Genomic DNA, 23,941 nt, shown 5'->3' with positions numbered 1-23,941 from the left:
GTGATTTCGCGAAGCAGGGCACACAAACATTTTTCCAGCAGGATGAACATGTTATAACAATGCTTTGCCTGCTAACGGAAACCTGTCGTGGAGCATCACCCTAAACCTGCGGTTCCTGCCATTGTGACACTGGGAGGCGTTCAAATCCTTTCGTGGGGCGGTTCGTTTTATCTTATGGCCGTGATGGCGAATCCGATCGTCGCGGAAACCGGCTGGTCACAGCAGTGGGTGTATGGCGCATTATCCTTAGGTATTTTGGTTTCTGGCCTGCTAGCCCCCTTAAGTGGCCGCCTGATTGCGGGCAGCTATGGGCGCGTGCTGCTGGCGTCGAGCGGGGCGGTGATGGCGCTGGGCCTGGTGATTATGGGATTCAGTCACCATTTGCTGCTGTTTCTGTTTGCCTGGCTGATTATCGGCATCGGAATGGCGATGGGTTTATATGACGCCCTGTTTGCCACCCTCGGAACGCTTTATGGTGGACAGGCTCGTGGCGCGATTACCGGCATTACCTTAATCTCCGGCTTTTGCACCACGCTGGTGTGGCCGGGGACTGCGCTGCTGATTCACTGGCTTGACTGGCGCGGCGCCTGTTTCGCCATTGCCGCGCTGTTATGCCTCACCGTGTTGCCAGCCTACTGGTATGCACTGCCTGCGCCGATTAAACCCATCGTGAAAACGGCGAAAAAGCAGCATAACGCCAGTGGTGAGTTGGCACCGGCGCTATTTTGGCTGCTATGCAGCATTTTTACCCTTGCTTCAGTGATCATGACCGCTATTTCGGTGCAGTTAATTAGTCTATTACAAGCCAGCGGTCACTCATTGACTGCCGCCTTAGCCATCAGCGCGATTCTGGGTCCTTGCCAGGTCGGTTCGCGGATTGTGGATATCGCGTTCAAACGGGGACATCCGATCTGGACGACATTTTTCTCGGTTGGATTAGTGGCGATCGGGCTGCTGTTGCTGACCCTGTATCCGCAGTTCGCGCTGGTCAGTATGGTGCTGTACGGCGCCGGAAATGGTTTGCGTGCGATAGTACGGGGAACTTTACCGCTGGTGATGGTCAAACCAGAGGCCTACGCCATTGTGGTAGGGCGCATGGCGCGTCCGGCTCTGATTGGCCAGGCATTAACGCCGCTGGTAGGGGGATATGTTTTTCAGCAGCTCGGGGCGAATGCCACATTGTGGCTGTTGTGCCTGTTGGCGTTCGTGAATGTGGTGCTGGTGGGCGTGCTAAAGCAGAAATTGCCCGCGCCCAATCCGCAACCGCAAAAGGGAGCCGTAAACTAAGCAGCCTGTGCGCTTCTGCCTGATCAAATGATGAATACGTGCCTTGATCACAGCAGCTCGCTTCTAAAAAGCAACAGTGTTTGTTATATTTATTGCTCATTGATTACTCACTGCCGCGGCAAAAAAACAATAAGATAAACCGCAACTCAGGATACAGAAATGCTTGATTACCGCTTCCCGACAGCTTTGCAGATGGTTTTGAGCGTAGCGATGGCGGAGCAACTGGGCAAACGCTCGACCAGTGCTATTTTGGCGTATGGTCTTGAAGCGAACCCCAGTTTCATTCGGAAACTGATGGTTCCGTTAACTCGCGATGGCATCATTGTCTCTACGCTTGGCCGTACTGGTTCGATTCACCTCGGGCGTCCGGCCGCAGAGATCACGCTGCGCGATATTTATACCTCTGTGATTGAAGACAAAAAGCTCTGGGCTTCACGCCCTGATGTCGCACCGCGTTGTCTGGTGAGTGCCAACCTGTGCTGGTACTTCAAATCGATTGCAGAAGAGGCGGAAGAAGCCTCGTTGAAAGTGCTGGAGACGCGCACGGTTGCAGATGCGCTGGCTGAGCTGAAGAAACACGATACCAGCGCCTGCGATGAACTGCCTGACCTGGAAATCGACGATCTCTGCAAAAAATCTCGCTGAAATCAGTAAAACGGTTACCGGACATCAGCCCGGTAACCCGCACCCTTACTTAGACATCCCATCCTTAGCCATACCATCTTTCGCCATGCCATCTTTAGACATGCCATCTTTCTTCATGCTGTCATGTTTCTTCATCGGTTTTTTCATGTGGTCTTTTTTCATGCCGTCGTGCGACATACCGCTTTCATTCTGCATACCATCTTTAGCCATATTGTCAGCAGCATAAGCGCCAGAGAAAGCCATCAACAGTGCGCCAGCGAATACAGTTGCAATAATCTTTTTCATCTTCATTTCCTTACAGGGTTTTGGGGAGATTAACTGCCGCCAAACCAGTTATAGCCCTGGTCTTCCCAGTAGCCACCGGTGAAGCGGTTGGTGATTTCAATTGAAATAATATGCTTGGGGTTTTTGTAGCCCAGTTTGGTCGGAATCCGTAATTTCATGGGATAACCGTATTCCGGCGGTAATATCCGACCATCCCAACTCAGTGCTAATAAGGTTTGCGGGTGCAATGCCGTCGCCATATCAATGCTGGTGTAATAATCATCGGCACAGCGAAAGCTGACATATTTCGCTTTGGTGTCAGCCCCAATCAGTTGCAGGAAGTCGCTGAATCGAACGCCGCCCCAGCGGCCAATGGCACTCCATCCTTCTACACAAATATGGCGGGTGATTTGTTCATGCTGAGATAATTTATATAACTCAGGCATTCGCCAGCTGCGTTTATCACGTATCAGTCCGCTCAGTTGCAACTGGTAATCATCACCGTTTACCTGCGGAATATCCTCTTCACCGTAAAAGGCATTAAACGGGAAGGGCCGCGTAATATCTTTTAGGGTATATTCTGGCGCCATTTGATAACCGCTGAATAACCATCCCTGAATACGGTCATTAAAACGTGACATGCGGCTTAAAATGTTTTCGATGTCAGGATTATTGTCGATGTCGCACCCGGTCAGCAACGCCACACCGCCCGCAGTCAAGCCCATGCGCAGAAATTGACGTCGTGAATGGCCAGACATTTTTTTCGCCAGAATCGTGGTGGCGTCTTTTAACAGGGCGTCAGTTTCACTGCTGGGACGTTCAATCTTTTTCATCGTCATTTTTAGCGTCCGCGTGTCATCAATAATAACGTTTTAGGTACCAGTGCCACCATGATCAGATGGATAACAACAAAGGCACATAAAAAGGCCATGGCAAAAAAGTGAATGAAGCGAGCCGTGTCATAGCCGCCCAATACTTCTCGCAAAAATGGAAATTGCACCGACTTCCACAAGACTAACCCTGAAAAGGCTAATAACATGCCATCAATGACCACCAGCAAATACGCAAATTTTTGCACCATATTATATTGGCGTAAATCGTGATGGCTAAGATGTCCTTTTAATGCAGATAGGCCATCTTTTACTAATTGAGTCATGCTTAAGGGCAGAAAACGTTGGCGAAAACGTCCGCTCAGAAGATTCAGCGTCAGATAGAGCACGCCATTACCGGCAAAAAGCCACATTGCCGCAAAATGCCATTGCAGTGCACCACCCAGCCATCCTCCCAGGGTATAGCTATTGGGAAAATCAAATGGAAATAAAGGAGACGCGTTATAAATCCGCCAGCCACTGAGAATCATTAATGTCATCGCAACGGCATTGATCCAGTGAGTCAATCTCAACCACAACGGATGAACCTTTTTATCGGGAGCACATTTCACTCTGCACCTCTGCATATTGCTATGCCGTCTGGAATGAAGAGACTTTGCGCCGATATTGATCACAGAGTCCTCACGCAGAGTTAAACAAAATGTGATAACTCCGGGGGGCAATTCTGTATAAGATTTAAAAGATGTTCATTGAGGCGGTCAACATGGCGAAGAAGATCTTAATCGTTGAAGACGATGGCAATATTGCCGAGCTGTTGCACATTCATCTGCGTGACGAGGGCTTTGATATTACGCATGCTGCGGATGGTGATAGTGGCAGTCAGCTGCTGGAAAGCCAGCGTTGGGATGCCTTGATTTTTGACATTATGTTGCCTGGCGTTGATGGGCTAGAACTGTGCCGTCGTGCACGCAATATGCCGCACTACACGCCGATTGTGATGATCAGCGCTCGCGCCAGTGAAGTGCATCGTGTACTGGGGTTGGAACTGGGCGCTGATGACTATTTAACCAAACCCTTCTCGATGCTGGAACTGGTGGCGCGCGTTAAAGCACTTTTCCGCCGCCAGGAAGCGATGAGCCAAAATTTACGTCAGGATGCGGGAAACCTGCGTCTTGGCAGCCTGAGTATTGATCCGGTTGCCCGAGAGGTTCGGCTGGCTCAGACGCTAATTGAGCTGACGCCTCGTGAATTCGAGTTGCTCTACTATTTTGCCCGTCATCCAGGAAAGGTCTTTTCGCGACTTAGCTTGCTGAATCTGGTGTGGGGCTACCAGCACGAAGGTTATGAGCACACGGTTAATACCCATATCAACCGATTACGCCTCAAAATTGAAGCGACGCCAGCTGAGCCACGTTGGATTCTTACGGTGTGGGGACAGGGCTACAAATTCGTGGTGCCGGGTGAGGGAGATCAGGTTACATGAAACGTCTGTCACTCACTCAGCGTTTGACGCTGGTCTTTGCCCTGATGCTACTAATCAGTAGTGCGCTGATCCTGTTGATTCAGGACAACAACCGCCAGCAATACAGCGATGCCATGATGCAGAATTTATCGCGAAATCTGGCCGCTTCTATTGCCAAAAGTAGCGCATTGATGAGTGCCGGTAACACCGATGCTCCAGCACTCAAGCAGCTGTTCGGCCAGATGATGTCCTACAACCCGAGCGTTGAAGTTTACCTGCTGGATGCGCAAGGACAGATTCTGGCCAATGATGCGCCAGCCGGCCATGTCCATCGCGATCGGGTCGACGTGCGTCCACTGCAAAAGTGGCTGAATGGGGCGCCACTGCCGGTGTATGGTGAGGATCCTCGTTCACCTTCCGCGCTCAAAGTGTTCAGCGCTGCGCCTATTCTGGATGGCAACAGAACGGTGGGTTATCTCTATGTGATTTTGCAGGGGGAGAATTATCAACATCTGCAGCAGGGCGTTAAAATGTCCGTGCTGCGCAGCGCCATGCTTTGGTCGGTGGTGGTTATCGTCCTGCTTGGATTGATGGCGGGTGGTGCGGCCTATTATTGGGTCACAAGACCGGTGCGACAGCTGACACAAAAGGTGACAGCGGGTGCGGATGCGCTACAACGCCTTGCCGCGCTACCTCATTCCCCGCAACAGGATGAAGTGGCGCAGTTGCAAAACGCCTTTATCGATATGGCGCAGCGTATTGATGCTCAGGTACAGACGCTGGAGCTGAAAGATCAGCAGCGTCGTGAGTTTGTCGCCAACATTTCGCATGACTTGCGCACGCCGCTGATGTCGATTCAGGGTTATCTGGAGACGCTGGCAGTGAAAGCTGCCAGCTTGACCGAAGCGGAGCGCAGCCGATATTTGCAGATTGCCCTGACGCAAAGTGAAAAGGTCGGCATGCTCGCGCAGCAACTCTTTGAATTAGCGCGGTTGGAACATGGTGTCGTCACGCCACAGTACGAACGGTTTTCGCTGCCGGATTTGGTTCAGGACGTCATCCAGAAATTTGAACTTGCGTTGGAAAAATTCCGCCTGAATTTGTCGGTTGATATCGCGTCGGGTTTGCCCATGATCGACGCGGATATGTCGATGATAGAGCGTGTTCTGACCAACCTGGTGGATAATGCCATCCGTCATACGCCGTCGGGTGGAAACATTACCCTGCGTCTGTGGCTGGAAGGGGAAAAAGTGATGATGGAATTGGAAGACAACGGTCCGGGTATCTCACCGGAAGTCAGTCAGACCCTGTTTGAACGTCCCTCAATCATCGATCCGGATCGTCGCGATAATGGAGGATTGGGGCTGGTCATCGTTCGTCGCATGCTGCAATTGCATCGCGGCGACATTGCCCTGAAACCCGCGCCGGGTGCCTGCTTCCAGCTTTTCGTTCCCCTATAAAAAAGGCGGCCATCTCTGGCCGCCCCAATTTACCCTAAAACAGATTTACACCGTCTGAACTTCCGCATCCGGCTGCTTTCGCGTTACCAGTTTACGTAACGTCACATAGAACACCGGCGTCAGGAACAGACCAAACAGCGTCACGCCCAGCATGCCCGAGAACACGGTAATCCCGGTGACACCGCGCACTTCAGCACCGGCACCTTCACCCAGGATTAGCGGAATGGTACCGGCGATAAAGGCAATCGAGGTCATCACGATAGGGCGCAGACGCAGGCGACAGGCTTCCAGCGCGGACTCGACAATCCCTTTGCCTTGCATCTCCAGTTCACGGGCGAACTCGACAATAAGAATCGCGTTCTTACATGCCAGCCCCATCAGTACGACCAGACCAACCTGCACAAACACGTTGTTATCACCGCCGGTGAGCCACACGCCAACCAGCGCGGACAGCATGGTGACCGGCACAATCAGGATTACCGCCAGCGGCAGCGTCCAGCTCTCATACAATGCCGCCAGCACCAGGAACGCCAGCAGTACCGCAACCGGGAAGACGATGAACGCCGTGTTGCCCTGAGTGGCTTGCTGATAGCTCAGGTCGGTCCATTCGATGTTCATGCCATTCGGCAGCACCTGGCCCGACATCGCTTCCAGCTTCTCCATTGCCTGCGCTGAAGAGAGCACGCGTGGATCGGCATCACCAATCAAATCCGCCGCCGGATAGCCGTTATAACGAATCACCGGATCGGGGCCATAGGTGGTGGTGATGTTGACCATACTGCCGATTGGCACCATCTCGCCCTGATTGTTACGGGTACGCAGATTGGCAATATCCTGTACGCTGCTACGGAAATCACCGTCCGCCTGCGCCATCACACGCCAGGTACGACCAAACTTGTTGAAGTCGTTGACGTAAGAGGAGCCAAGATACACCTGCAACGTACTAAACAGGTCAGTCAAAGAAACACCTTGCGCTTTGGCCTTGTCACGATCCACCTGCACATCCAGTTGCGGCACGTTGGCCTGATACGAGGAGATCGGGAACATCATGCCGGGCGTCTGCATCACCGCACCGGAAAGGGTATTGATGGCGGTTTGCAACGCACCGTAACCTAAGCCCGCACGATCCTGCACATACAGCGAGTAACCCGAACCCTGACCCAGCCCCAGAATCGGCGGTGGCATAATCGAGAAACCAAAGCCTTGCTGGATTTTGGAGATTTTCGCGTTGATTTCAGCGTTAATTTCCGCAGCCGTACGGGTACGTTCATTAAACGGCTTCAGGCCGAAGAATACGGTGCCGGTATTCGGCGTATTGGTGAACTGCAAGGCATTCAGGCCAGGGAAGGCGACCGAATAGGCCACGCCTTCGGTGTTCATGCCGATTTCGCTCATCTTGCGAATCACTTCATCGGTACGCGCCAGTGACGAACCTTCTGGCATTTTCACGCCGCCAATCAGATACAGCTTATCCTGCGTCGGAATAAAGCCGCCCGGCACGGTGTGGAACATAAAGCCCGCGCCCGCCAGCAGTATGACGTAAACGCCAAATACCGCACCGCGCCGACGCAGGGTTTTGCCGACCATTGACTCGTAGCCATCAGAACTGCGCTGGAAGAAGCGGTTAAACGGACGGAAAATCCAGCCGAGCAAGCGATCAATCAGACGCGTCGGCATATCTTTCGGTGCATCATGCGACTTCAGTAGCTTGGCCGCCAGCGCCGGAGAGAGCGTCAATGAGTTAATGGCGGAGATCACCGTGGAGATGGCAATCGTCACCGCAAACTGCTTGTAGAACTGACCGGTTACACCAGACAGGAACGCCATCGGCACGAATACCGCACACAGCACTAACGCAATCGCGATAATCGGCCCCGACACTTCGCGCATCGCCTGATGCGCAGCCGCCGTCGGTGAGAGTCCCATCGCGATATTACGTTCGACGTTCTCTACCACCACAATGGCGTCATCCACCACGATACCTATCGCCAACACCAGCCCGAACAAACTGAGGGTGTTGAGCGAGAAGCCCAGCAGGTAAAGCACGCTGAACGTTCCCACCACCGAAACCGGCACGGCCAGCAACGGAATGATCGATGCACGCCAGGTTTGCAGGAACAGGATCACCACCAGTACCACCAGCACAATCGCTTCAAACAGCGTTTGCACCACGGCACGGATCGAATCACGCACGAACACGGTTGGATCGTACGGTGCCGCCCACTGCACATCGTCCGGGAAGCGGGTGGCCAGTTCGGCCATCTTGTCACGCACGGCGTTAGACAGGTCGATGGCGTTGGCACCCGGTGCCTGGAAGATACCGATACCGACCGCATCCTTGTTATTCAGCTGCGAGCGCAGGGCGTAGCTACCGGAACCCATCTCAATGCGCGCCACGTCACGCAGGCGCACCAGCGAGCCGTCATCGGCAGTTTTCAGGATGATATTGCCGAACTGTTCTTCGCTCTCCAGACGACCCTGGGTGTTGATCGACAGCAGGAAGTCACTGGCCTTTTTGGTCGGCTCTGCGCCCAACTGACCGGCAGACACCTGCACGTTCTGCTCCTGCATAGCGCTGACCACATCAGAAGCGGTCATGCCACGTGCGGCCACCTTATTCGGATCGAGCCAGACGCGCATCGCATACTCGCCCGCCCCGAAGATCTGAATTTGGCCGACACCCGGCAGGCGTGCCAGCTCATCTTTCACCTTCAGGGTGGCGTAGTTACGCAGATAGAGTGAGTCATACTTGCCCTTCGGCGAGAACATGTGCACCACCAGCGTTAGCGTCGGTGACATCTTCTGCGTGGTCAAACCGAGTTGACGCACCTCTTCCGGCAAGCGAGCTTCTGCCTGCGCCACACGGTTTTGCACCTGAACCTGCGCCTGGTCTGGATCGGTACCTGGACGGAAGGTGACGGTGGTGACCAGCACGCCATCAGAACCGGCCACTGACTTCATGTACATCATGTTTTCCACCCCGTTGATCGCCTCTTCCAGCGGCGTCGCCACCGAATCAGCAATCACTTTGGGGTTGGCACCAGGGTATTCCGCGCGCACCTGCACGCTGGGTGGCACCACGTTGGGGTATTCACTGATCGGCAGCAGCGGTATGGCGATCAGACCGGTGGTAAATATCAAGATCGACAGCACCGCCGCGAAAATCGGTCGGTCGATAAAAAAGCGGGAGAAATCCATAACAGGCAGTCTCGATTATTATTGAGCGGAGCGCATTGCCACCGGCTGAGCTTTCACCGGCATGCCAGGCATGAAGACTTTCTGCAGGCCATTGACGATAACCTTGTCACCCGGCTTCAAACCGGATTGCACAATGCGCAGGCCATCAGCCAGCTCGCCAGCCTGAATATCGCGACGCTCGGCTTTACCCTGCGCATCGACCACATACACGTATTTACGATCCTGATCGGTCAGCACCGCTTTATCGTCGATCAACAGCGCGTTAAACGCGGCGCTGCCGGGTAAACGCACGCGGGCAAACAGACCTGGGGTGAACTGACGTTCATGATTATCCAGCGTGGCACGCATGCGAATGGTGCCAGTGCTGGCGGTGAGTTGGTTGTCGAGGAAGTCAACGGTGCCACGATGCGGGTAACCTTGCTCGCCGGTCAGCGCGATTTCCACCGGCAGCGAACCGCGATTTTGTCCCTGCCGTGCCATTGCCTGATACTGCAGATAGGTGGCTTCATCGACGTCGAAATAGACATACATACGATCCTGCGACACCAGCGTGGTCAACACGCTGGCACTGTCACCGGCGGTCACCAGGTTACCGGTGGTGATCATCGCGCGGCTGGCACGGCCATCAATCGGGGCAGTGACGCGGGTAAAATCGAGATTCAGCTGCGCCATATCTACGGCGGCCTGCGCGGAGAGCACATTGGCCTGCGCCTGACTCGCTGCAGAACGACGCTGTTCCCACTCTTCACGGGATACCACATTGGTGCCAATCAGTTTATCAGTGCGTGCCGACTCACTGCGCGCCAGCGATGCCTGACTGCGCGCGGTCGCGAGTTCAGCTTGTGCCTGCTCTAACGTGGCGCGATAGGTGCGGTCATCAATGGTAAACAGCACCTGACCCTTTTTCACGTCATCGCCTTCGCGATAGTTAACCTGATCGATATAGCCGGAAACGCGGGGGCGCAGCTGCACACTCTGCACCGCTTCAAAGCGACCATTGAAGCTATCCCATTGGCTGACTTTTTGTTCGACCACCTGCGCGACACTCACTTCGGGCGGCGGTGGCGGGGCGTTTTGCGCCACACCCCGATCGCAAGCGGCCAGCAGGCTTCCCAGCAACATCACTCCTGACAGGCTTACCGCCCGACGAACCCCATATGTTTGCAGATGCATTGTTGTTATTCCGCGTTGGTGTGAAAAAAGAAAGGACATGTACGAAAAATCTGCAACTTTTAAGATTGCATTAAAACGCGATGAGTGTAGGCTGCTGCAAACTGCATCTGCAAGAATATCTGATACACTTTATGTGCTGTTTTGATCGATTCGTTTCAGTGGGGAAAAGCCCCTACGGCGAGTGCGGCATTTAATGCAATAATAAAACTTGCATTAAATGTCATAGTCAGCCACCCTTAAAGTGTAATTGCAACTGATACTGATACTGTTCGTTAAGGCGACGGGAGAAAATGGGATGATGAGCGACGCATTTATTCACGATCTGATCGACTGGATTGATAACAACATTGAAGCACGTCTGGATCTGGACACCGTAGCAGGGCGCGCCGGTTATTCGAAATGGCACCTGCAGCGTATGTTCAAAGAGCACACCGGCTATCCGCTGGGCGAGTACATTCGTAATAAGAAACTGAAAAAATCGGCGGACCGTTTAACGACCACCAACGAACCGATCCTCAATGTGGCGATTTCACTGGGGTTTGATTCGCAGCAGTCGTTTAATCGCAGCTTCAAACGTCAGTATGGCGTGGCGCCTGGCGCATGGCGTCGACATGCCGTGCCAGCCGCGAGTGCGATGCAGTAATACCTCCGCCAGGGCCAGCCATGCTGGCCCGCGTTCTTCTTCACGATAATCCTGCTATTATCGGCGTCCTGCACTTCGGGATGTCACTATGTCAAAGAAACTCTGGATTGGACTCATTCTCGCGCTGGCCGCCACCTGGGCCGGACTCAAGCCGCATTTAACCGGTAAAACCGCCGCACAGGGCACAGATATTGCCAAACTCACCGATGCCCACACGGTGGCGCAGTGGTTACAGCAAAATCATCAGTTGCCGGATCTTTATCTCACCAAAAGTGAAGCACGCCGTCAGGGCTGGAACCCCAGCAAAGGCGACTTGTGCACGGTGTTGCCGGGACGCGCCATTGGTGGCGATCGTTTTAGCAATCGTGAACAGCGCCTGCCAATGCAAGCGGGGCGGCAATGGTATGAGGCCGATGTGAATTACGATTGCGGCCACCGCGACGCTGATCGTCTGCTTTACTCTTCAGATGGACTGATCTTTCTGACCACCGATCACTATCGCAGCTTCAAACAGGTGAACTAACCATGTTGATGCTCTCTTTTGATTTCCAGCAATTGGCCAGCCGGCAGGCGTTCTACCGTGAGTTTGTGGCGCAAAGCGGCTGCAGCGGGGAGTTTGGCTGCAATCTGGATGCACTGTGGGATTGGCTGACGGGCGGGATTGCGCTGCCGGCTGAACTGCATTTGCATCATATTGCACAGGCGAGCGAGGCGGAGTTTGCACCGGTGTTGGCGCTGATGGAAGAAGCGGCGCAGCAGCTGCGAGGCGAGCTGCGCCTGATTCATGACTGATTACGCGTGCAGCGGCAGCAGGAGAATCGCCAGCATCTGACGGGCATTGGCGGGCAGGTCGCTCCCGCCGGTATAGCCGTTGTTTTCCACGATGACCGAATTTAATCCCACCAGCCAGTCATAGATATAATAGGCGGTATGATTGGCGGGTGCGGCTGACAAACGAGTTAAACGTTGACCTGGCGAGAAGCTCACGCTCGGCGCAGGTGGTCGGGCGAAGATGGTTTGTCCGCGATTAACTCGACTCTCAGGCCGCTCGCTCTCCGGACGCTGCAGGAAGCCGAGCCAGGCGACAAAATCACCCAACACCGTCATCGCGCGCGAGACCTGACGATCGGTACGCGCTTCATGCGCGCTGGCCTGCGCATCCGGTTCGTTAAGCGCGCTTTGCAGCTTACTTAATACCTTCAGGCGGAAGCTGGCGGTAATCAGCTCTTCTACCAGCAATTCCATGGTCGGCTTATCCACGTTCAGCAGCGTAAGCAAACTCCGGCTTTCCGGCAGCTGTCGCAGATGTTCAAGCCACAGCGCAAATACCTGCTGCGGGAATTGCTGATCGCGCTGGCCGCTGCTGTTACGCGGTTCCGCAGGGGCGACCGGTTCATCTTTAAACAGGTCAAACTCAAAGCCAATACCAAAATAGCTCTGCTCAGCCGCAGCGGTTTTCGCGCTGTGCTGCACGACAGTGCCGCTGCTCTGGCTCAGCCACAGCTGACGCACCGCTTCGCGCGAAGGTTGCAAGCGCTCCAGCAGTTCGCCGTGCAGGCCAGTGCGATGTTGCAAGCACTTCAGCAAGGTATCGGAAATCGCCTGCTTGCGTGCCGCCTGCTCTGGCGTAGCGGTAGATTCAGTCCACGGCTGCAAACGTTCTACCAGCTTCTGCTGCAAGGTGCTCAACTGCTGGGCCAGACGATCACGACGCGCCTCCGGCTGCATTTCATCCTGCAACCAGCTGCCCATGCGATCGACGCCAGCGCGATCCAGCGCCAGCATCGAGCCCCAGCTTTGCCCTGGTTGTCCAATCTGACGCTGCACGGCTTCATCAACATTAATCTGCTGCTGCTGATAGCGCGCATCGTGCGGGGTGATCGCCCAAATCAGGCGTGGCTTTTCACCGCTGGCCGCTACGGTTTGATGAATATGCCATTCACGCAGTGCGTTAACCGCAATGTCGGTATCCTGACGCTGGCTGGCGGCGGTACAGATCAGCATAAGGTCGATGCCCTGACGCGCGGCATACAGTCCCGGCAGCAGTGCGCGTTTCTGCTCCAGCAGCGCCGCCCGCAGAGGATCGCGTTTGCGCAACTGGGCTAAATCTTCTTGCTGACCCACGTCAGCGGGCTGGCCGGGCGCTGGCAGCTCCAGCATATCGGCTTCATCATACAGCGCCTGACGTGGCGTTGAATTCAGCGGAACGGTGATTTCCAGCGTCAGCAACGCCAGCAGGCCCAACGGCACCTGCTGTGGTTTAGCGACACGATTGGCGACAATCGGGCAGACTTCAATCATTTCCTGCCAGTCGGCATCGTTGCTAATCAGTTTTTCCGCAGGCAGCGAGGCGTCATCGGTTAACAGGCTCAGAGGTGCCAGCAGGCGCGGTGCCTGGCGCAGCTGATGACGCAGGTGCATCAGATTACGCAGCTGTTCGTTAAGCGCCGCCTGATTAGGCCACAGCAGCGCAAACAGCTGAATGCGGTCATCGACATTTAACCACGGAGCAAGTTCCACCGCCTGTGGCCAGAAGTGACGATCGAGTACCTCGGCGTGACGATGCTGGCGGCGGCTCCACGCCCACAATGTAATCAACGCATCGCTGTCGAGGCCCGGCTGCGGCTCGTCCTGACGATGGCGCTGTAAACGCTGCAGCGCGGCATCGATCACCGGGCTGTCTGGCTGTGCTTCAGTTTTGGCACAGGCCAGCACCAGACGAATCAGCTCCACGTCATTGAGCAGCGTCATCTCCAGTGGCCAGGCGCTGGACTGGGTTTCACGCTGGTGGCTGAAGCGAGTGGCAATGGCAAAATCGAGATTGCCGGGATTGATGTTCTGGAAATGGTTCACAATTCTATCGCCCAGACGCGCCATCAGTTGGCCCTGCGCATCGCCCACCATTTCACTCAACAGCCAGGCTTTGCCCGCCTGTGACTGGCCAAACATCGCCAGCGTCACCGGACGTGCCAGTTGACGCGCCAGCGCATGACTTTCCACGCGCGCGCGGCGCAGTTGCAGCCGCAGCGTATCCGCTTCCAGTGCCAGACGCGGTGCCTGCGCCTGATGGGTTTCAATCCAGTTCAGTGCGCCGTCCAGCGTCTCCTGCATCAGGCTCAGACGTTTGGCAGGCGTAACAGAGGTGGCTCTCTTGGCAGTTCTCATCGTTTGCAGACGCTCCCGCTGTCAATCCAATACTGCGCGTTGGCATTGCCGGTCGCAGACAGCGTATTCAGTTTCAGACTCAGTTGTTCAAGCGGCACGCGAGTGCCGTCATCCATGCGGGCATCGCTCAGCACCAGACGCTCCGGACCAAAGTTGTCCGGCCCCGGCTGTACCGCCAGCTTGATACGCAGGATGCTTTCGCCGGCGACTTTACGTGCCAGATGCGGATCGGTGATGCTCAGACTGTACAGCGGTGAAGCTGGCCAGCGGTCATTATCCAGCTGACGGAAACCGAGGCAGACGTTGCCGCGAATGCGGAAGCTGCTTTTACGATCCAGTGCAAAATCCCCTTTGTCGAGGTCGATCTCGCTGTAACACAGGTTGTCATCGCTCAGCGTGGCCGTTTCATCCAGCACGCCGAGATAGCGAATGGTGGAGTAAGGCTCGAAATCACCCGCACGGAACCAGAAGCTGCTGAGACGCAGATCGAGCGCCAGCAGGCACAGCATCGCGCCGACGGCAGCAGTGGATTTCGGGTTATCAATGCGGCCTTGTTTGTTGAACGGATACCAGTCGCTGGTGTGATAGCCTTCCAGCGACAAAATACGGCTGCCCGGCAGCGGCTGCAGATGGCGTACCAGTGCCTGAATGCCGGGGAAGCGCGAAGGACGGCCGGTTAACAGCAGTACATCGCACTGATACAGCGACACCACTTCGCACATGGCACGCAGGGCCGGGATGATCGCCATACGATGCTGCAGGAACTCACCGTGCAGCTGCGCCATGCTGACCACCAAAGGCACATCCAGCAGATCGAAGCGGTTGTCGCCGCCCAGCGTGCGCTGAATCTCACCGTTAACAAACGCCAGCACGCTGCTGGCCGGTTTTTGTGGCACCAGCTCACCGAACAGCGCATTGATTTCGCTGTGGCTGTCGAGCGGATCCCAATTTTCGTAGCGTTCCAGCACGGCCTGCGCCAGCGGGATGAACAGCTGCAGGGTGACTTGCTGACGCAGCGTGGCTTGCCCATCCATGCGGCTGTCGTGACCAAACAGCTTGTTCATCAGCGGTTCAGCCAGCGTCAGCCCAGCCTTCTGCAGACTTTGTTGCAGTGCAGGCAGAATCCAAAGCTGAATCACATCCAGCAGAATATCGTCGCCTGCGACTTTAAAGCCTTCACGGAACAGCAGGCGCGGGGTGATTTTAACGTTATTACCCTGGCCGTCATCGAGACGATATTGGGTGATGGCCAGATCGGTGGTGCCGCCGCCAATATCGATAGAAGCGATGCGCAGGCTTTTGCCCGGTACTTCGTCGACTTCACGTGGACGATCCGGACGCGCCATGCTGCTGAAGAAATCTTCCGCACGCCCGGCAAAGTTCACCTGGGTTTCATTGAACAGCCACACCATTTGTCCGCAGGTGGCTTCATCCCATTCCATCTGCACATCCGGCACCGGGCGCAGGCTTTTCGCCTGACTCTGCACGCTGAAATCTTCCTCAGCCGGATGCCAGCCTTCGGCTTTCCACACCAGCGCGATGGCTTCCTGCATGCGACGACGGAAAATCTCGCGCTCCGGTTTCGGCATCGCAGAGGGCAGCGTGAGGATCACATGACGCAGCTGGCGCGGAGCCTGGCTCTGCGGCATGCGCTGACGCTGTGCCACGCTGTTCATCTGCATCATCGCCTGAGCCAGCAGCTCACACAGCATAAAGGTCATCAGCGAACTGCGGCTGTAGCTGGCCGAGAACACCGGCAGGCGATCGTCTTCCGCCAGCGCATGCAGCGGCTGGCCTTCGTCATTCAGCAACAGGGTGAAAGGCAGCGCAGTTGCCTGTGGCTCATCACTGCTGCCATGGGCGTTAAAGCGCCAGCCTGGCTGATAACGTGCTTCATCCCACAGATAACGGCGCGGGCTGGAGAGACCGGTGCTGCCTTCTGTGCCCGCGCGCAGCAGGGCAAGGCGGCTGGCTTCACGGCCAACGCGCGTCAGCGATGGCCACATAAAAGCGTTTTCGCGGCCGCTTTCCAGCGAGAAGTTTGCTTTACCAAAGCGGGTTTCTGCGAATTCGAGACGGCTGTCAAACAGCTCGTTGTAGACCTGATGTGGCTCAGAAAGGTCGCGCAGTTGCAGTTCGTAAGTCTGGCGCAGTCCGTTGCTCTCTTCAGCGTGGTCTTCCACCAGAATGCCGCAGGTGTGCGAGTTACCGACGTCGAGGATGATATCGACATTCACCGCTGGGGTTTGCAGCGAGGTGGCCTGAATGTAGATCTCGGCCAGGTCCAACTGCTCACCCAGCAGCTCCAGCAGGTTGAGATAGTGTGCCTGATACTCAAACTCACGCAGCGCCTGATTCAGCTCCTGCTCGCGGCGAGATTCCAGCGCGTTGACCTGCTGAGTAAAGGTTTCACGCAGCCAGCCATCCACCCAGGTGTGGTCCAGAAACTCACCCAGTTCATAGTTGTGCCAGGCAAGGGCGAAACTCACGCCGTTTTGTGCATCGGCTTTGCTCAGACCGTGCTGTTCGCCGCCGTCCTGTTCCGGCACGATACGGGTATCAAACGCCAGCGTAATGCGATGGGTGTTACCTACGGCATCGGGCTGTGCCAGCGGTGCCAGGTGCAGGCGTGCCCAGTTATCCGGGCCGCCAATAAAACGGCGACCGCTGGTGCAGCGCAGCACCGGCAGCGGCAGCCATTGATGCGCCAGCAGCGTTAACGAATCTGCCAGTGCAATGTCCGACTCGGGACGTACCACCTCTGCTGCACCACCGTCTTCGGGATAGAGCAAAAATTTGCCGCTGTTACCGTCCACGTTCAGTCGCAGCAGCGGACCGTTAGCGGTTTGACGAACGAACTGGCGGCGCGCCTGCAAGGCAGGCAGACGTAAGCCAAAATCGAGAAACTGCACACCGCTATCTTCAATCAGCGTGATTTTTTGTTTGTCATCGATGAGGGGAGCCAACATGTTTACTTACTCTCACGCTTAATCGTCAACGGGAAGACCTGATCTGCGCCGTACTGCGCAGTGCAACTGGCAATGCCATCACCGGCTTTACACACCAGTTCCGGCATGCGGTAGCGCGATTTGTCGCTGCAGGTCGCAGTATAGCGGCTGCGAACCACCATGGTGCCGTCCACCGTCATTGCGGCAGTCACATCGGCTTTACAGCGGATGTTATCGCCTTGTGTAATGGTAGCGATGCCTTTGCCGTTGCGCAGCTGATAGCGCAGGCTCGGTGGCTTACCGGTTGGCAGGTTAGTCTGTCGTAATATCACGCGCCAGGTCCCGTTGATAAACTTCACGGAACCGATACGCGCATCTTCGGTGGTCATCACCAGGTCATCGGCCTTGGCCGGTTCAGTATGTTCAGCAATCACCTCAGGCGGCGCAGGAGGCGCGGCAGGCACAGGCGCAGCGGTGACCGTGGCGGTTTTTTGTGGCAGCGTGGCGGCCAGTTTCTCAGCTTTCGCGACCACTGGCGGTGGCGTGAAAACGGGAGCCGGTGCATCGGCAACCTGGGCAGGCGGTGTGGCTTCAGGCGCTGTGCTGTGCAGCCAGAACGCTACGCCAGCCGCAGCCACGGCGGCAACCGGCAGCAGCAATGCCAATGGACGCAATGCGGAAGGGCGGCGAACAGGCGGCTGTTCAACTTTAGGCTCAGGCTCAGGTGCGGGTTGTGGCGCTTCAGGTTCAGGCTGGGCGATCTCAACGGGCTCTTCCACCACGGGTGCAGCCACAACGGCAGGCACTTCAATCAAAGGCGCAATAACCGGTGCCACGATAACCGCAGCCGGTGGTTCTGGCAGCAACGGCGGTAAATCTTCTTCCAGACTGTCGCGCAGGCAGGCCAGTGCGTCATCGCGAGAGCGCGCCTGCGGATCGACAAAGCCCCAGAAGGTGATGACGGGTTTGCCGTCGACCAGATAAACGTACTGCTGATCCGGGAACTGCAGCGTCTTGCTCAGTAGGGCGCCAAACAGGCGCATCGCCGGATTCTCAGCGTCACGCGCGCGTAGACTTGCAGCCAGTAAATCCTGCTGATTGAGCGTCAGGAGTTCCAGCGCTTTTTGCCGTTCATGATCGCTGGCACTGCGCCAGGATTTTACTTTGCCGTTAAAGGGCGCATACCAGTCGAGGCGGTCCCCGCGCTCGTTGGCCTGGGGAATGGCGAGGCAATTAGCCAGCGCCGTCTGGCGACGTAAACGCAGTGTTTCACGGATTTGCAGGGCAGAGGCCCAGACCGGCTGGCCGTTTTCACCCAGTGCCAGTACCGAATCCAGATTGCCGCTGCGCAGAAAAGTTTTTGCCACTCGTAGGGCCCTTATCGGTGGTTGCCTAAAGCAAAACAGTGTGTGTAATTGGCGATGCTGGTGATCTTAAGCCAAATGCAGGGAATCAAACGGCTGATAAAGGGGGAAAAACAGGGTGTTTTTCCCGCGTGTAAGGGTCGGTTGCTGAAATTTTAAGCGCGTGCGCGGTGGCTCAGCACCAGATGGGTGATCATGCCGCCGATTAATCCCCAGAAGGCAGAACCAATCCCCAGCAGAGAGATACCACTGGCGGTGATTAAAAAGGCGACGATGGCGCTGTCACGGTGATCGGGCTCGGCGAGAGCGCGTTGCAGGCTGCCGGAGAGGGTGGCCAGCAGCGCCAGCCCGGCCAGCGTGGCGATCAGCACCTGCGGCAAGGCACTTAACAGAATGGCAATCAGCGCGCCGGTAAAGCCGGTCAGCAGATAGAAAATGCCGGCAATGGCTGAGGCCATCCAGCGTCGTTTCGGATCGGCATCCACATCCTCTCCCATGCAAATGGCAGCGGTAATGGCCGCTATACACACCGAAAAGCCGCCGAAAGGAGACAAGATCAGCGCAATAAAACCGGTCCAGCCGGTGAGGGCAGAGACAGGAGGCTGGTAACCATGCGCCTGTAAGGTCGCAATCCCAGGCGCATTTTGTGAGGCCATGGTGACCAGGAAATAGGGCAATCCCACACCAATCAATGATGCCAGCGTGAACTGCGGCATGATAAATTCCGGCACGCTCAGCGTCAGGGCATGCGGCGGGAAATGAATCGCCTGCTGACCCACCGCCACCAGCACGCCAGCGATCAGCGCCAGAATGATGGCATAACGCGGCAGCCAGCGTCGGCTTAACAGCCACACCAGACACATACTACCGCACAACGCAAAGTTGCCTTGTAAACCGGTGAAGGTGCCGATCCCGAAGCGCAGTAAAATCCCCGCCAGCATCGCCGCGGCCAAAGATTGCGGAATGTGGTTCATCAAGCGGGCAAACAGTCCGGTCACGCCACTCAGTACGATCAGCGCATTGGTCGCTACAAACACGCCGACCACTTCATTTAAGGTCAGGCCCTGCACGCTGGTGGCCAACAGGGCCGCCCCCGGCGTCGACCAGGCGGCCAGAATCGGCATGCGTGTCCACACCGAAAGACCAAAAGAGGCTAAACCCATGCCAATGCCGAGCATCGACAGCCATCCGCCGATCTGTTCCGGCGAGGCGCCTGCAGCCTGGGCGGCCTGGAAAATCAATGCGGCAGTGCTGCTGTATCCCACCAGCACCGCAATAAAGCCGGAAACCAGCATAGGGAAAGAGAAAGCGTTGCGCGAAGTGGCGGTGATCATCGATTTGCATCCTGCTGTGCGTTATAACGCACACTATTGCACGAGTGTGTTATAACGCACAAGTGCTACACTGCGCGCGAATTTGCCAGGAGATAGCATGGAAAATCTGCATCAACATTTGAGCCAGGCGTTAAAACAATTGCGCCAGGCGAACGGCTGGAGCCTGACACTGGCAGCGGATCGCACCGGTGTCAGCAAAGCGATGTTGGGCCAAATCGAACGCGGTGAATCCAGCCCGACGGTGGCGACATTGTGGAAAATCGCTACCGGTTTCAATGTGCCTTTCTCGTTTTTTGTTCAGGGTAGCGATCAACCGCCGGGTATCGCCGCGACGTTTAGCCAACCCAATGCGCAAATGCAGGTGAAGCCGCTGCTGCCATATGATGCCGCGTTGCGTTTTGATCTGCTGGAAGTCACGCTTGCTGGCGGTGCACAAAGCGACTCTTCCGCGCACGAAAGTGGCGTGATTGAGCAGGTGGTGGTGCTGGAAGGTGAGCTGCTGCTGTGCGTGGAGGGAACCTGGCGTCGCCTGCTCAACGGCGAAGCGCACCAGTTTGCGGCGGATGTCGCGCACAGTTATCGCAATCCCCTCAGCACGCCGCTGCGTTTTCACAGTCTGATTCATTACATCAAGCGGCCGTGAGTGCCAATTACAAATTGATACGAAGGTAAACTACACAGTTTGCCTTCGTATTTATATACTCGCGCTTCATCAGTAAGGAGAAGGTGCCATGAGCGACCTGAATAGCGCGGCTGCGACTCTACGCAGCGTGAATGGCAAACTGGCGCGACGTCTGCGCGAATCGGCCCCACCGGGCGATCTCACCTGGCCACAGGTTTCTGTGTTGGGTTATCTGGTGCGCGATGGCGCGATGACGGTAACCGAACTGGCCGGGTTAGAAGGCGTGCGCAGTCAGTCGATGGGTGCAACCGTTGCCAGCTTGCAGGCGCAGGGACTCGTGAAAGGCGAAGCCGATCCGCTGGACGGCCGTAAAACCCGCTATCTGCCGACCGAAAGCTGCCTGACGCTGATCGCCGCCAATCGTGCACAACGTGATGACTGGCTACTCCAGAGCATGGCAACCACGCTTAATAGTGCGGAACAGAAAATTTTAATGGCCGCTATTCCCTTACTGCAACGTATTGCCGACCAATAATCCTGAGAGGAATTCCCATGGCTTTAACGACCTTAGACGCAAAAACCGCCCTGATTGTGATTGACCTGCAGTACGGGATTGTCCGTCTTCCTGTTGCGCCTTTGTCAGCCGATGTCGTGGTTGAGCGTTGTGCACAGCTGGTTAAGGCGTTTCATGACAAAAACCTGCCGGTGGTGAAAGTGAATGTCGCCGGTGGCGCACCAGGCCGTAACGAGCAGGCTCGTCATAGTGGCGAACTGCCAGCCGACTGGGCTGTGCTGGTGCCGGAAATGGCGCTGAAAGCCGATGAAATTGCCGTGACGAAAAAGACCTGGGGTGGTTTCCACAACACGGATCTGCACGATCAGTTGCAGCAGCGTGGCATCACTCAGGTGGTGGTGTGCGGTATCGCCACCAGCATTGGCGTGGAATCCACGGCGCGTCAGGCTTACGAGTTAGGTTACAACGTCACGCTGGCAACAGATGCGATGACTTGCCTGAACGCCGATACTCATCAAAACAGCGTTGAGCGTATCTTCCCGCGTCTGGGCGAAACCGGCTCAACCACCGACGTGCTGGCTCTGCTGAAGTAAACGACTGGTCAGGCATGCTCATGCACTGCATGCGCACTGTCGAAACGGCATAAAAAAAGCCCTGCAATCCGAATAAGGTTGCAGGGCTTTTTGTCAGACGCGATGTCAGTTACTGAAACGCATAACTTACCGTCAGACCTACACTGTAGTTGCGTCCTGGTGCCGGCTCGTAATAGCGACCGTTGCTCTCATTGACGATCACTGAACCCACATAGGTGCGGTCAAACAGGTTATCCACGCGACCAAACAAGTCCAGCGTCCAGTTCTGCACCAGCCACTTATAACCCGAGTTCAGGCCAAATACGGTATAAGAGGGTGCTTTGACATCATTTTCATCGTCCGCTGCAATGTCGCTCATGTAGCGCACATCACCGCCGGCATACCAGCCTTGATCCGGCGCATAGGCTAACCCGGCATAGGCCATATTACGTGCGATGCCTGGAATACGGTTGCCGTCACAGCTTTCAGTGCCACAGGCGTTAAGGCGATAGCGCGCATCCAGCAAGGTCCACGCCGCTTTCAGGTGCCAGTCATAGCCAAACTCCTGATCCAGACCCAACTCCAGTCCGCGACGACGGGTTTCACCGGCATTTTTGTATATTGAACGCCCATTAGAACTTCCCGCTGAAACAATCTCGTTAGAGGTATCTGTCTGGAATATTGCAGCAGTGATAAGGCCGTTGCCTATTCTTTTTTTAGTGCCTAATTCCACCGTTTCACTCGTTGCAGGTTTGAGATCTAAATTTAGCCCAGACTGACTCAGAGAACGATAAGACAACTCATTTAGCGTAGGCGTTTCAAAGCCACGGCCCGCAGACACATAGGCATTCCAGCTATTATCAATCGCATATTTCAGTGAGGCGGCTGGCAGCCAGCGGTGATAACGGCGATTACCGCTGTCATCGGGATCGCTGGAAGTGACGTAATAATCGTTAGAGTCGAAATTCACCGTGCTCAAACGCACACCAGCATCCAGTGACCACTTATCGGTAAATTGCCACGCCGTTTGCAGATAAGGATCGAGGTTCCACATCAGGTTGCGTTCATTGCGGCGCATGTCGCCTTGAGCGCCGTAATCCGTCACGCCATTGCTGGTGGTGAAGTTCTGATAACCCTTACGCTTTTCGGTCATGGTTTCATAGTCGAGACCGGCGGTTAGCGTCACGGGAAGGGTGAACACGGTATCGCGATGCGTCCAACGCGTATCAATCCCCTGATAATGGCGAGCCAGCGAAATCACGCCTCCAGGATGTCCTTTAGTATTAATCTGCGCACTAGCCGGGATCGATTGATACTGTGTGGTCTCACGCTCACCGGCGTACATCATCACGCTGAGATCGTCATTCTCGCTCATCTGGCGCTGATAGTGCAGCCCAGCCTGGGTTTGGTCGACGGTTTTGCGCGCGTTATACAGCGTCACGTTGCTGGCAACCTGACGCGGGTTATCTTTCCACTGCGCTTCGGTTAAACCACCGGGATCCTGTGCATCCACATGAACACTGTTAAACAGCAGCGTCAGGGTGCTGACATCATCAATGCGCACGCCGAGTTTGGCGTTACCGAGGTTTTTCTGTGCCGAGCTGTGGTCGCGATAGCCATGTGTGGTAAAGCGCGAGGCCGATACGGTGTAATTCACGTCACCGGCGTGGGTGCCATCACCGGTGGTGCCGCTGGCTTTGACGCTGTTGCGCCAACTGCCGTAGCTGCCGTACCAGGTGCTGGCTTCCAGCGTGGTAGGCTGCTGGCCGGTTTGGGTTTCAACGTTAATCACGCCGCCTGAAGAATTACCGTACAGCGCGGAAAACGGGCCGCGCAGCACCTCAACGTGGTCAATCGAGCCAATGTCGATATTTGAGGTTTGTCCCTGGCCATCCGGCATCGTGGCGGGGATACCGTCAACATACAGGCGGATACCGCGCAGACCGAAAGTCGAACGCGAACCAAATCCACGCACGGAAATTTGCAAATCCTGCGCATAGTTCTGGCGATTCTGAATCTGCATGCCTGGCACGCTGGCGAGGTTTTCCGAGAGGTTGACGCGTGGTGCTGCATGACGCATATCGTCACCGGACACCACACTCACCGCCGCGGGCGTGTCCAGCTCGGACAAACCGCTGCCGGCTGGCGCGGCACTGACCACCATGGTATTGCTGGCACTATCCGCCGCCATCAGTTGCAGGGGGAATAATGCAGGCAGCATCAGCAACGGTGCCTGTCGCAGTAAAGCTATTTTCATTATGAAAGACCGTATAAAAGACGAGGAATGAACCAGGCGGAACATTAATCGCGCATAGAATAATTCTTTTTTGGTGATACAGGGTATTACATTTTCAGCGAATTTATTCAATAAATGCGGCCATTGGGCCTAATGCCGATCAGTTAAGGATCAGTTGAACGATCCAGTGGCTGTGTAAGAATCCGGAAACGCTTCGTTTCCGG

Annotated in this window: 20 protein-coding genes; 10 read left to right on the top strand and 10 right to left on the bottom strand. The window is 55.7% G+C overall.

The annotated features are described in order from the left end of the window. The first annotated feature begins 87 nt into the window (after positions 1 to 87). On the top strand, positions 88 to 1,287 hold the full coding sequence (locus AC1MDE_RS23585) for an MFS transporter (protein ID WP_160867221.1): 1,200 nt from the start codon (positions 88 to 90) through the stop codon (positions 1,285 to 1,287). A 159-nt stretch (positions 1,288 to 1,446) separates the two neighbouring features. Beyond that, entirely contained in the window at positions 1,447 to 1,932 is a 486-nt protein-coding gene (locus AC1MDE_RS23580) for an RrF2 family transcriptional regulator (protein ID WP_058960008.1), read from the top strand. 45 nt (positions 1,933 to 1,977) lie between these two features. Here the strand turns inward: AC1MDE_RS23580 and AC1MDE_RS23575 are convergent, their stop codons facing one another. Genes AC1MDE_RS23575 through AC1MDE_RS23565 form a run of 3 tightly spaced genes read right to left on the bottom strand, consistent with a single transcriptional unit; the run spans position 1,978 to position 3,565 of the window. Then, positions 1,978 to 2,217 carry a pentapeptide MXKDX repeat protein gene (locus AC1MDE_RS23575; protein WP_480345138.1) on the bottom strand — a complete coding sequence of 80 codons (240 nt, stop codon included), beginning with the start codon at positions 2,215 to 2,217 and terminating at the stop codon, positions 1,978 to 1,980. Positions 2,218 to 2,246: 29 nt separating this feature from the next. Next, positions 2,247 to 3,029, bottom strand: a complete 783-nt coding sequence (locus tag AC1MDE_RS23570) for a molybdopterin-dependent oxidoreductase (protein ID WP_167347105.1) — start codon at positions 3,027 to 3,029, stop codon at positions 2,247 to 2,249. Between the two features lie 8 nt (positions 3,030 to 3,037). After that, positions 3,038 to 3,565, bottom strand: coding sequence for a cytochrome b/b6 domain-containing protein (locus tag AC1MDE_RS23565; RefSeq protein ID WP_480345144.1), 528 nt, complete (start codon positions 3,563 to 3,565; stop codon positions 3,038 to 3,040). A 224-nt stretch (positions 3,566 to 3,789) separates the two neighbouring features. Between AC1MDE_RS23565 and AC1MDE_RS23560 the strand changes: the two genes are divergently transcribed. Continuing rightward, complete coding sequence (locus AC1MDE_RS23560; RefSeq protein WP_064511335.1) at positions 3,790 to 4,509, top strand: response regulator transcription factor; 720 nt, start codon at positions 3,790 to 3,792, stop codon at positions 4,507 to 4,509. After that, positions 4,506 to 5,948 (top strand): sensor histidine kinase, encoded by a 1,443-nt coding sequence (locus AC1MDE_RS23555; protein WP_058960003.1) that lies wholly within the window; start codon positions 4,506 to 4,508, stop codon positions 5,946 to 5,948. The genes AC1MDE_RS23560 and AC1MDE_RS23555 overlap by 4 nt, the downstream gene beginning before the upstream one ends. A gap of 45 nt (positions 5,949 to 5,993) precedes the next feature. Here the strand turns inward: AC1MDE_RS23555 and oqxB are convergent, their stop codons facing one another. Then, positions 5,994 to 9,146 carry a multidrug efflux RND transporter permease subunit OqxB gene (gene oqxB / locus AC1MDE_RS23550; protein WP_058960002.1) on the bottom strand — a complete coding sequence of 1,051 codons (3,153 nt, stop codon included), beginning with the start codon at positions 9,144 to 9,146 and terminating at the stop codon, positions 5,994 to 5,996. Between the two features lie 18 nt (positions 9,147 to 9,164). Then, positions 9,165 to 10,319 (bottom strand): efflux RND transporter periplasmic adaptor subunit, encoded by a 1,155-nt coding sequence (locus AC1MDE_RS23545; protein ID WP_058960001.1) that lies wholly within the window; start codon positions 10,317 to 10,319, stop codon positions 9,165 to 9,167. 295 nt (positions 10,320 to 10,614) lie between these two features. Between AC1MDE_RS23545 and AC1MDE_RS23540 the strand changes: the two genes are divergently transcribed. The 3 genes from AC1MDE_RS23540 to AC1MDE_RS23530 all read left to right on the top strand — a co-directional run bounded on the left by AC1MDE_RS23540 (position 10,615) and on the right by AC1MDE_RS23530 (position 11,754). Continuing rightward, a complete protein-coding gene (locus AC1MDE_RS23540) occupies positions 10,615 to 10,962 on the top strand; it encodes a helix-turn-helix domain-containing protein (RefSeq protein WP_034827340.1) in 348 nt (115 codons plus the stop codon). Positions 10,963 to 11,050: 88 nt separating this feature from the next. Then, complete coding sequence (locus tag AC1MDE_RS23535) at positions 11,051 to 11,485, top strand: ribonuclease domain-containing protein (RefSeq protein ID WP_160867226.1); 435 nt, start codon at positions 11,051 to 11,053, stop codon at positions 11,483 to 11,485. Between the two features lie 2 nt (positions 11,486 to 11,487). Beyond that, complete coding sequence (locus AC1MDE_RS23530; RefSeq protein ID WP_479402672.1) at positions 11,488 to 11,754, top strand: barstar family protein; 267 nt, start codon at positions 11,488 to 11,490, stop codon at positions 11,752 to 11,754. On the opposite strand, the gene AC1MDE_RS23525 is transcribed toward AC1MDE_RS23530, so the two are convergent. From AC1MDE_RS23525 to AC1MDE_RS23510, 4 genes are all read right to left on the bottom strand, one after another. Then, positions 11,755 to 14,127: a virulence factor SrfC family protein gene (locus AC1MDE_RS23525; protein ID WP_480345137.1), complete on the bottom strand. Its 2,373-nt coding sequence runs from the start codon at positions 14,125 to 14,127 to the stop codon at positions 11,755 to 11,757. Beyond that, complete coding sequence (locus AC1MDE_RS23520; protein WP_480345136.1) at positions 14,124 to 17,096, bottom strand: virulence factor SrfB; 2,973 nt, start codon at positions 17,094 to 17,096, stop codon at positions 14,124 to 14,126. Before AC1MDE_RS23520 ends, AC1MDE_RS23525 begins: the two co-directional genes overlap by 4 nt. 2 nt (positions 17,097 to 17,098) lie before the next feature. Next, positions 17,099 to 18,442: an SrfA family protein gene (locus AC1MDE_RS23515; protein ID WP_058959996.1), complete on the bottom strand. Its 1,344-nt coding sequence runs from the start codon at positions 18,440 to 18,442 to the stop codon at positions 17,099 to 17,101. Positions 18,443 to 18,594: 152 nt separating this feature from the next. Next, the gene (locus AC1MDE_RS23510) at positions 18,595 to 19,773 is read right to left on the bottom strand and encodes a benzoate/H(+) symporter BenE family transporter (RefSeq protein ID WP_058959995.1); all 1,179 of its coding nucleotides are present in this window, start codon (positions 19,771 to 19,773) and stop codon (positions 18,595 to 18,597) included. A gap of 97 nt (positions 19,774 to 19,870) precedes the next feature. On the opposite strand from AC1MDE_RS23510, the gene AC1MDE_RS23505 reads away from it, so the two are divergent. The 3 genes from AC1MDE_RS23505 (at position 19,871) to AC1MDE_RS23495 (ending at position 21,502) form a co-directional block, all read left to right on the top strand. After that, positions 19,871 to 20,416 (top strand): helix-turn-helix domain-containing protein, encoded by a 546-nt coding sequence (locus AC1MDE_RS23505; protein ID WP_034827330.1) that lies wholly within the window; start codon positions 19,871 to 19,873, stop codon positions 20,414 to 20,416. An 88-nt stretch (positions 20,417 to 20,504) separates the two neighbouring features. Beyond that, complete coding sequence (locus AC1MDE_RS23500) at positions 20,505 to 20,930, top strand: MarR family winged helix-turn-helix transcriptional regulator (RefSeq protein ID WP_058959994.1); 426 nt, start codon at positions 20,505 to 20,507, stop codon at positions 20,928 to 20,930. 17 nt (positions 20,931 to 20,947) lie between these two features. Next, complete coding sequence (locus tag AC1MDE_RS23495) at positions 20,948 to 21,502, top strand: isochorismatase family protein (protein WP_058959993.1); 555 nt, start codon at positions 20,948 to 20,950, stop codon at positions 21,500 to 21,502. 109 nt (positions 21,503 to 21,611) lie between these two features. On the opposite strand, the gene pqqU is transcribed toward AC1MDE_RS23495, so the two are convergent. Beyond that, a complete protein-coding gene (gene pqqU, locus AC1MDE_RS23490; protein ID WP_480345135.1) occupies positions 21,612 to 23,738 on the bottom strand; it encodes a TonB-dependent receptor PqqU in 2,127 nt (708 codons plus the stop codon). Between the last annotated feature and the right edge of the window lie 203 nt (positions 23,739 to 23,941).

The sequence above is a fragment of the Pantoea folii genome (assembly GCF_056678875.1).
Note: the sequence above shows the minus strand (reverse complement) of the source record. Positions and strands in the feature narration are given on the sequence as shown.

What these genes read in the sequence shown, in the direction of transcription:
- AC1MDE_RS23580 (WP_058960008.1), top strand. Translation starts at nt 1,447, where the DNA reads ATGCTTGATTACCGCTTCCCGACAGCTTTGCAGATGGTTTTGAGCGTA.
- AC1MDE_RS23575 (WP_480345138.1), bottom strand. Translation starts at nt 2,217, where the DNA reads ATGAAAAAGATTATTGCAACTGTATTCGCTGGCGCACTGTTGATGGCT.
- AC1MDE_RS23570 (WP_167347105.1), bottom strand. Translation starts at nt 3,029, where the DNA reads ATGAAAAAGATTGAACGTCCCAGCAGTGAAACTGACGCCCTGTTAAAA.
- AC1MDE_RS23565 (WP_480345144.1), bottom strand. Translation starts at nt 3,565, where the DNA reads ATGACATTAATGATTCTCAGTGGCTGGCGGATTTATAACGCGTCTCCT.
- AC1MDE_RS23560 (WP_064511335.1), top strand. Translation starts at nt 3,790, where the DNA reads ATGGCGAAGAAGATCTTAATCGTTGAAGACGATGGCAATATTGCCGAG.
- AC1MDE_RS23555 (WP_058960003.1), top strand. Translation starts at nt 4,506, where the DNA reads ATGAAACGTCTGTCACTCACTCAGCGTTTGACGCTGGTCTTTGCCCTG.
- oqxB (WP_058960002.1), bottom strand. Translation starts at nt 9,146, where the DNA reads ATGGATTTCTCCCGCTTTTTTATCGACCGACCGATTTTCGCGGCGGTG.
- AC1MDE_RS23545 (WP_058960001.1), bottom strand. Translation starts at nt 10,319, where the DNA reads ATGCATCTGCAAACATATGGGGTTCGTCGGGCGGTAAGCCTGTCAGGA.
- AC1MDE_RS23540 (WP_034827340.1), top strand. Translation starts at nt 10,615, where the DNA reads ATGATGAGCGACGCATTTATTCACGATCTGATCGACTGGATTGATAAC.
- AC1MDE_RS23535 (WP_160867226.1), top strand. Translation starts at nt 11,051, where the DNA reads ATGTCAAAGAAACTCTGGATTGGACTCATTCTCGCGCTGGCCGCCACC.
- AC1MDE_RS23530 (WP_479402672.1), top strand. Translation starts at nt 11,488, where the DNA reads ATGTTGATGCTCTCTTTTGATTTCCAGCAATTGGCCAGCCGGCAGGCG.
- AC1MDE_RS23525 (WP_480345137.1), bottom strand. Translation starts at nt 14,127, where the DNA reads ATGAGAACTGCCAAGAGAGCCACCTCTGTTACGCCTGCCAAACGTCTG.
- AC1MDE_RS23520 (WP_480345136.1), bottom strand. Translation starts at nt 17,096, where the DNA reads ATGTTGGCTCCCCTCATCGATGACAAACAAAAAATCACGCTGATTGAA.
- AC1MDE_RS23510 (WP_058959995.1), bottom strand. Translation starts at nt 19,773, where the DNA reads ATGATCACCGCCACTTCGCGCAACGCTTTCTCTTTCCCTATGCTGGTT.
- AC1MDE_RS23505 (WP_034827330.1), top strand. Translation starts at nt 19,871, where the DNA reads ATGGAAAATCTGCATCAACATTTGAGCCAGGCGTTAAAACAATTGCGC.
- AC1MDE_RS23500 (WP_058959994.1), top strand. Translation starts at nt 20,505, where the DNA reads ATGAGCGACCTGAATAGCGCGGCTGCGACTCTACGCAGCGTGAATGGC.
- AC1MDE_RS23495 (WP_058959993.1), top strand. Translation starts at nt 20,948, where the DNA reads ATGGCTTTAACGACCTTAGACGCAAAAACCGCCCTGATTGTGATTGAC.
- pqqU (WP_480345135.1), bottom strand. Translation starts at nt 23,738, where the DNA reads ATGAAAATAGCTTTACTGCGACAGGCACCGTTGCTGATGCTGCCTGCA.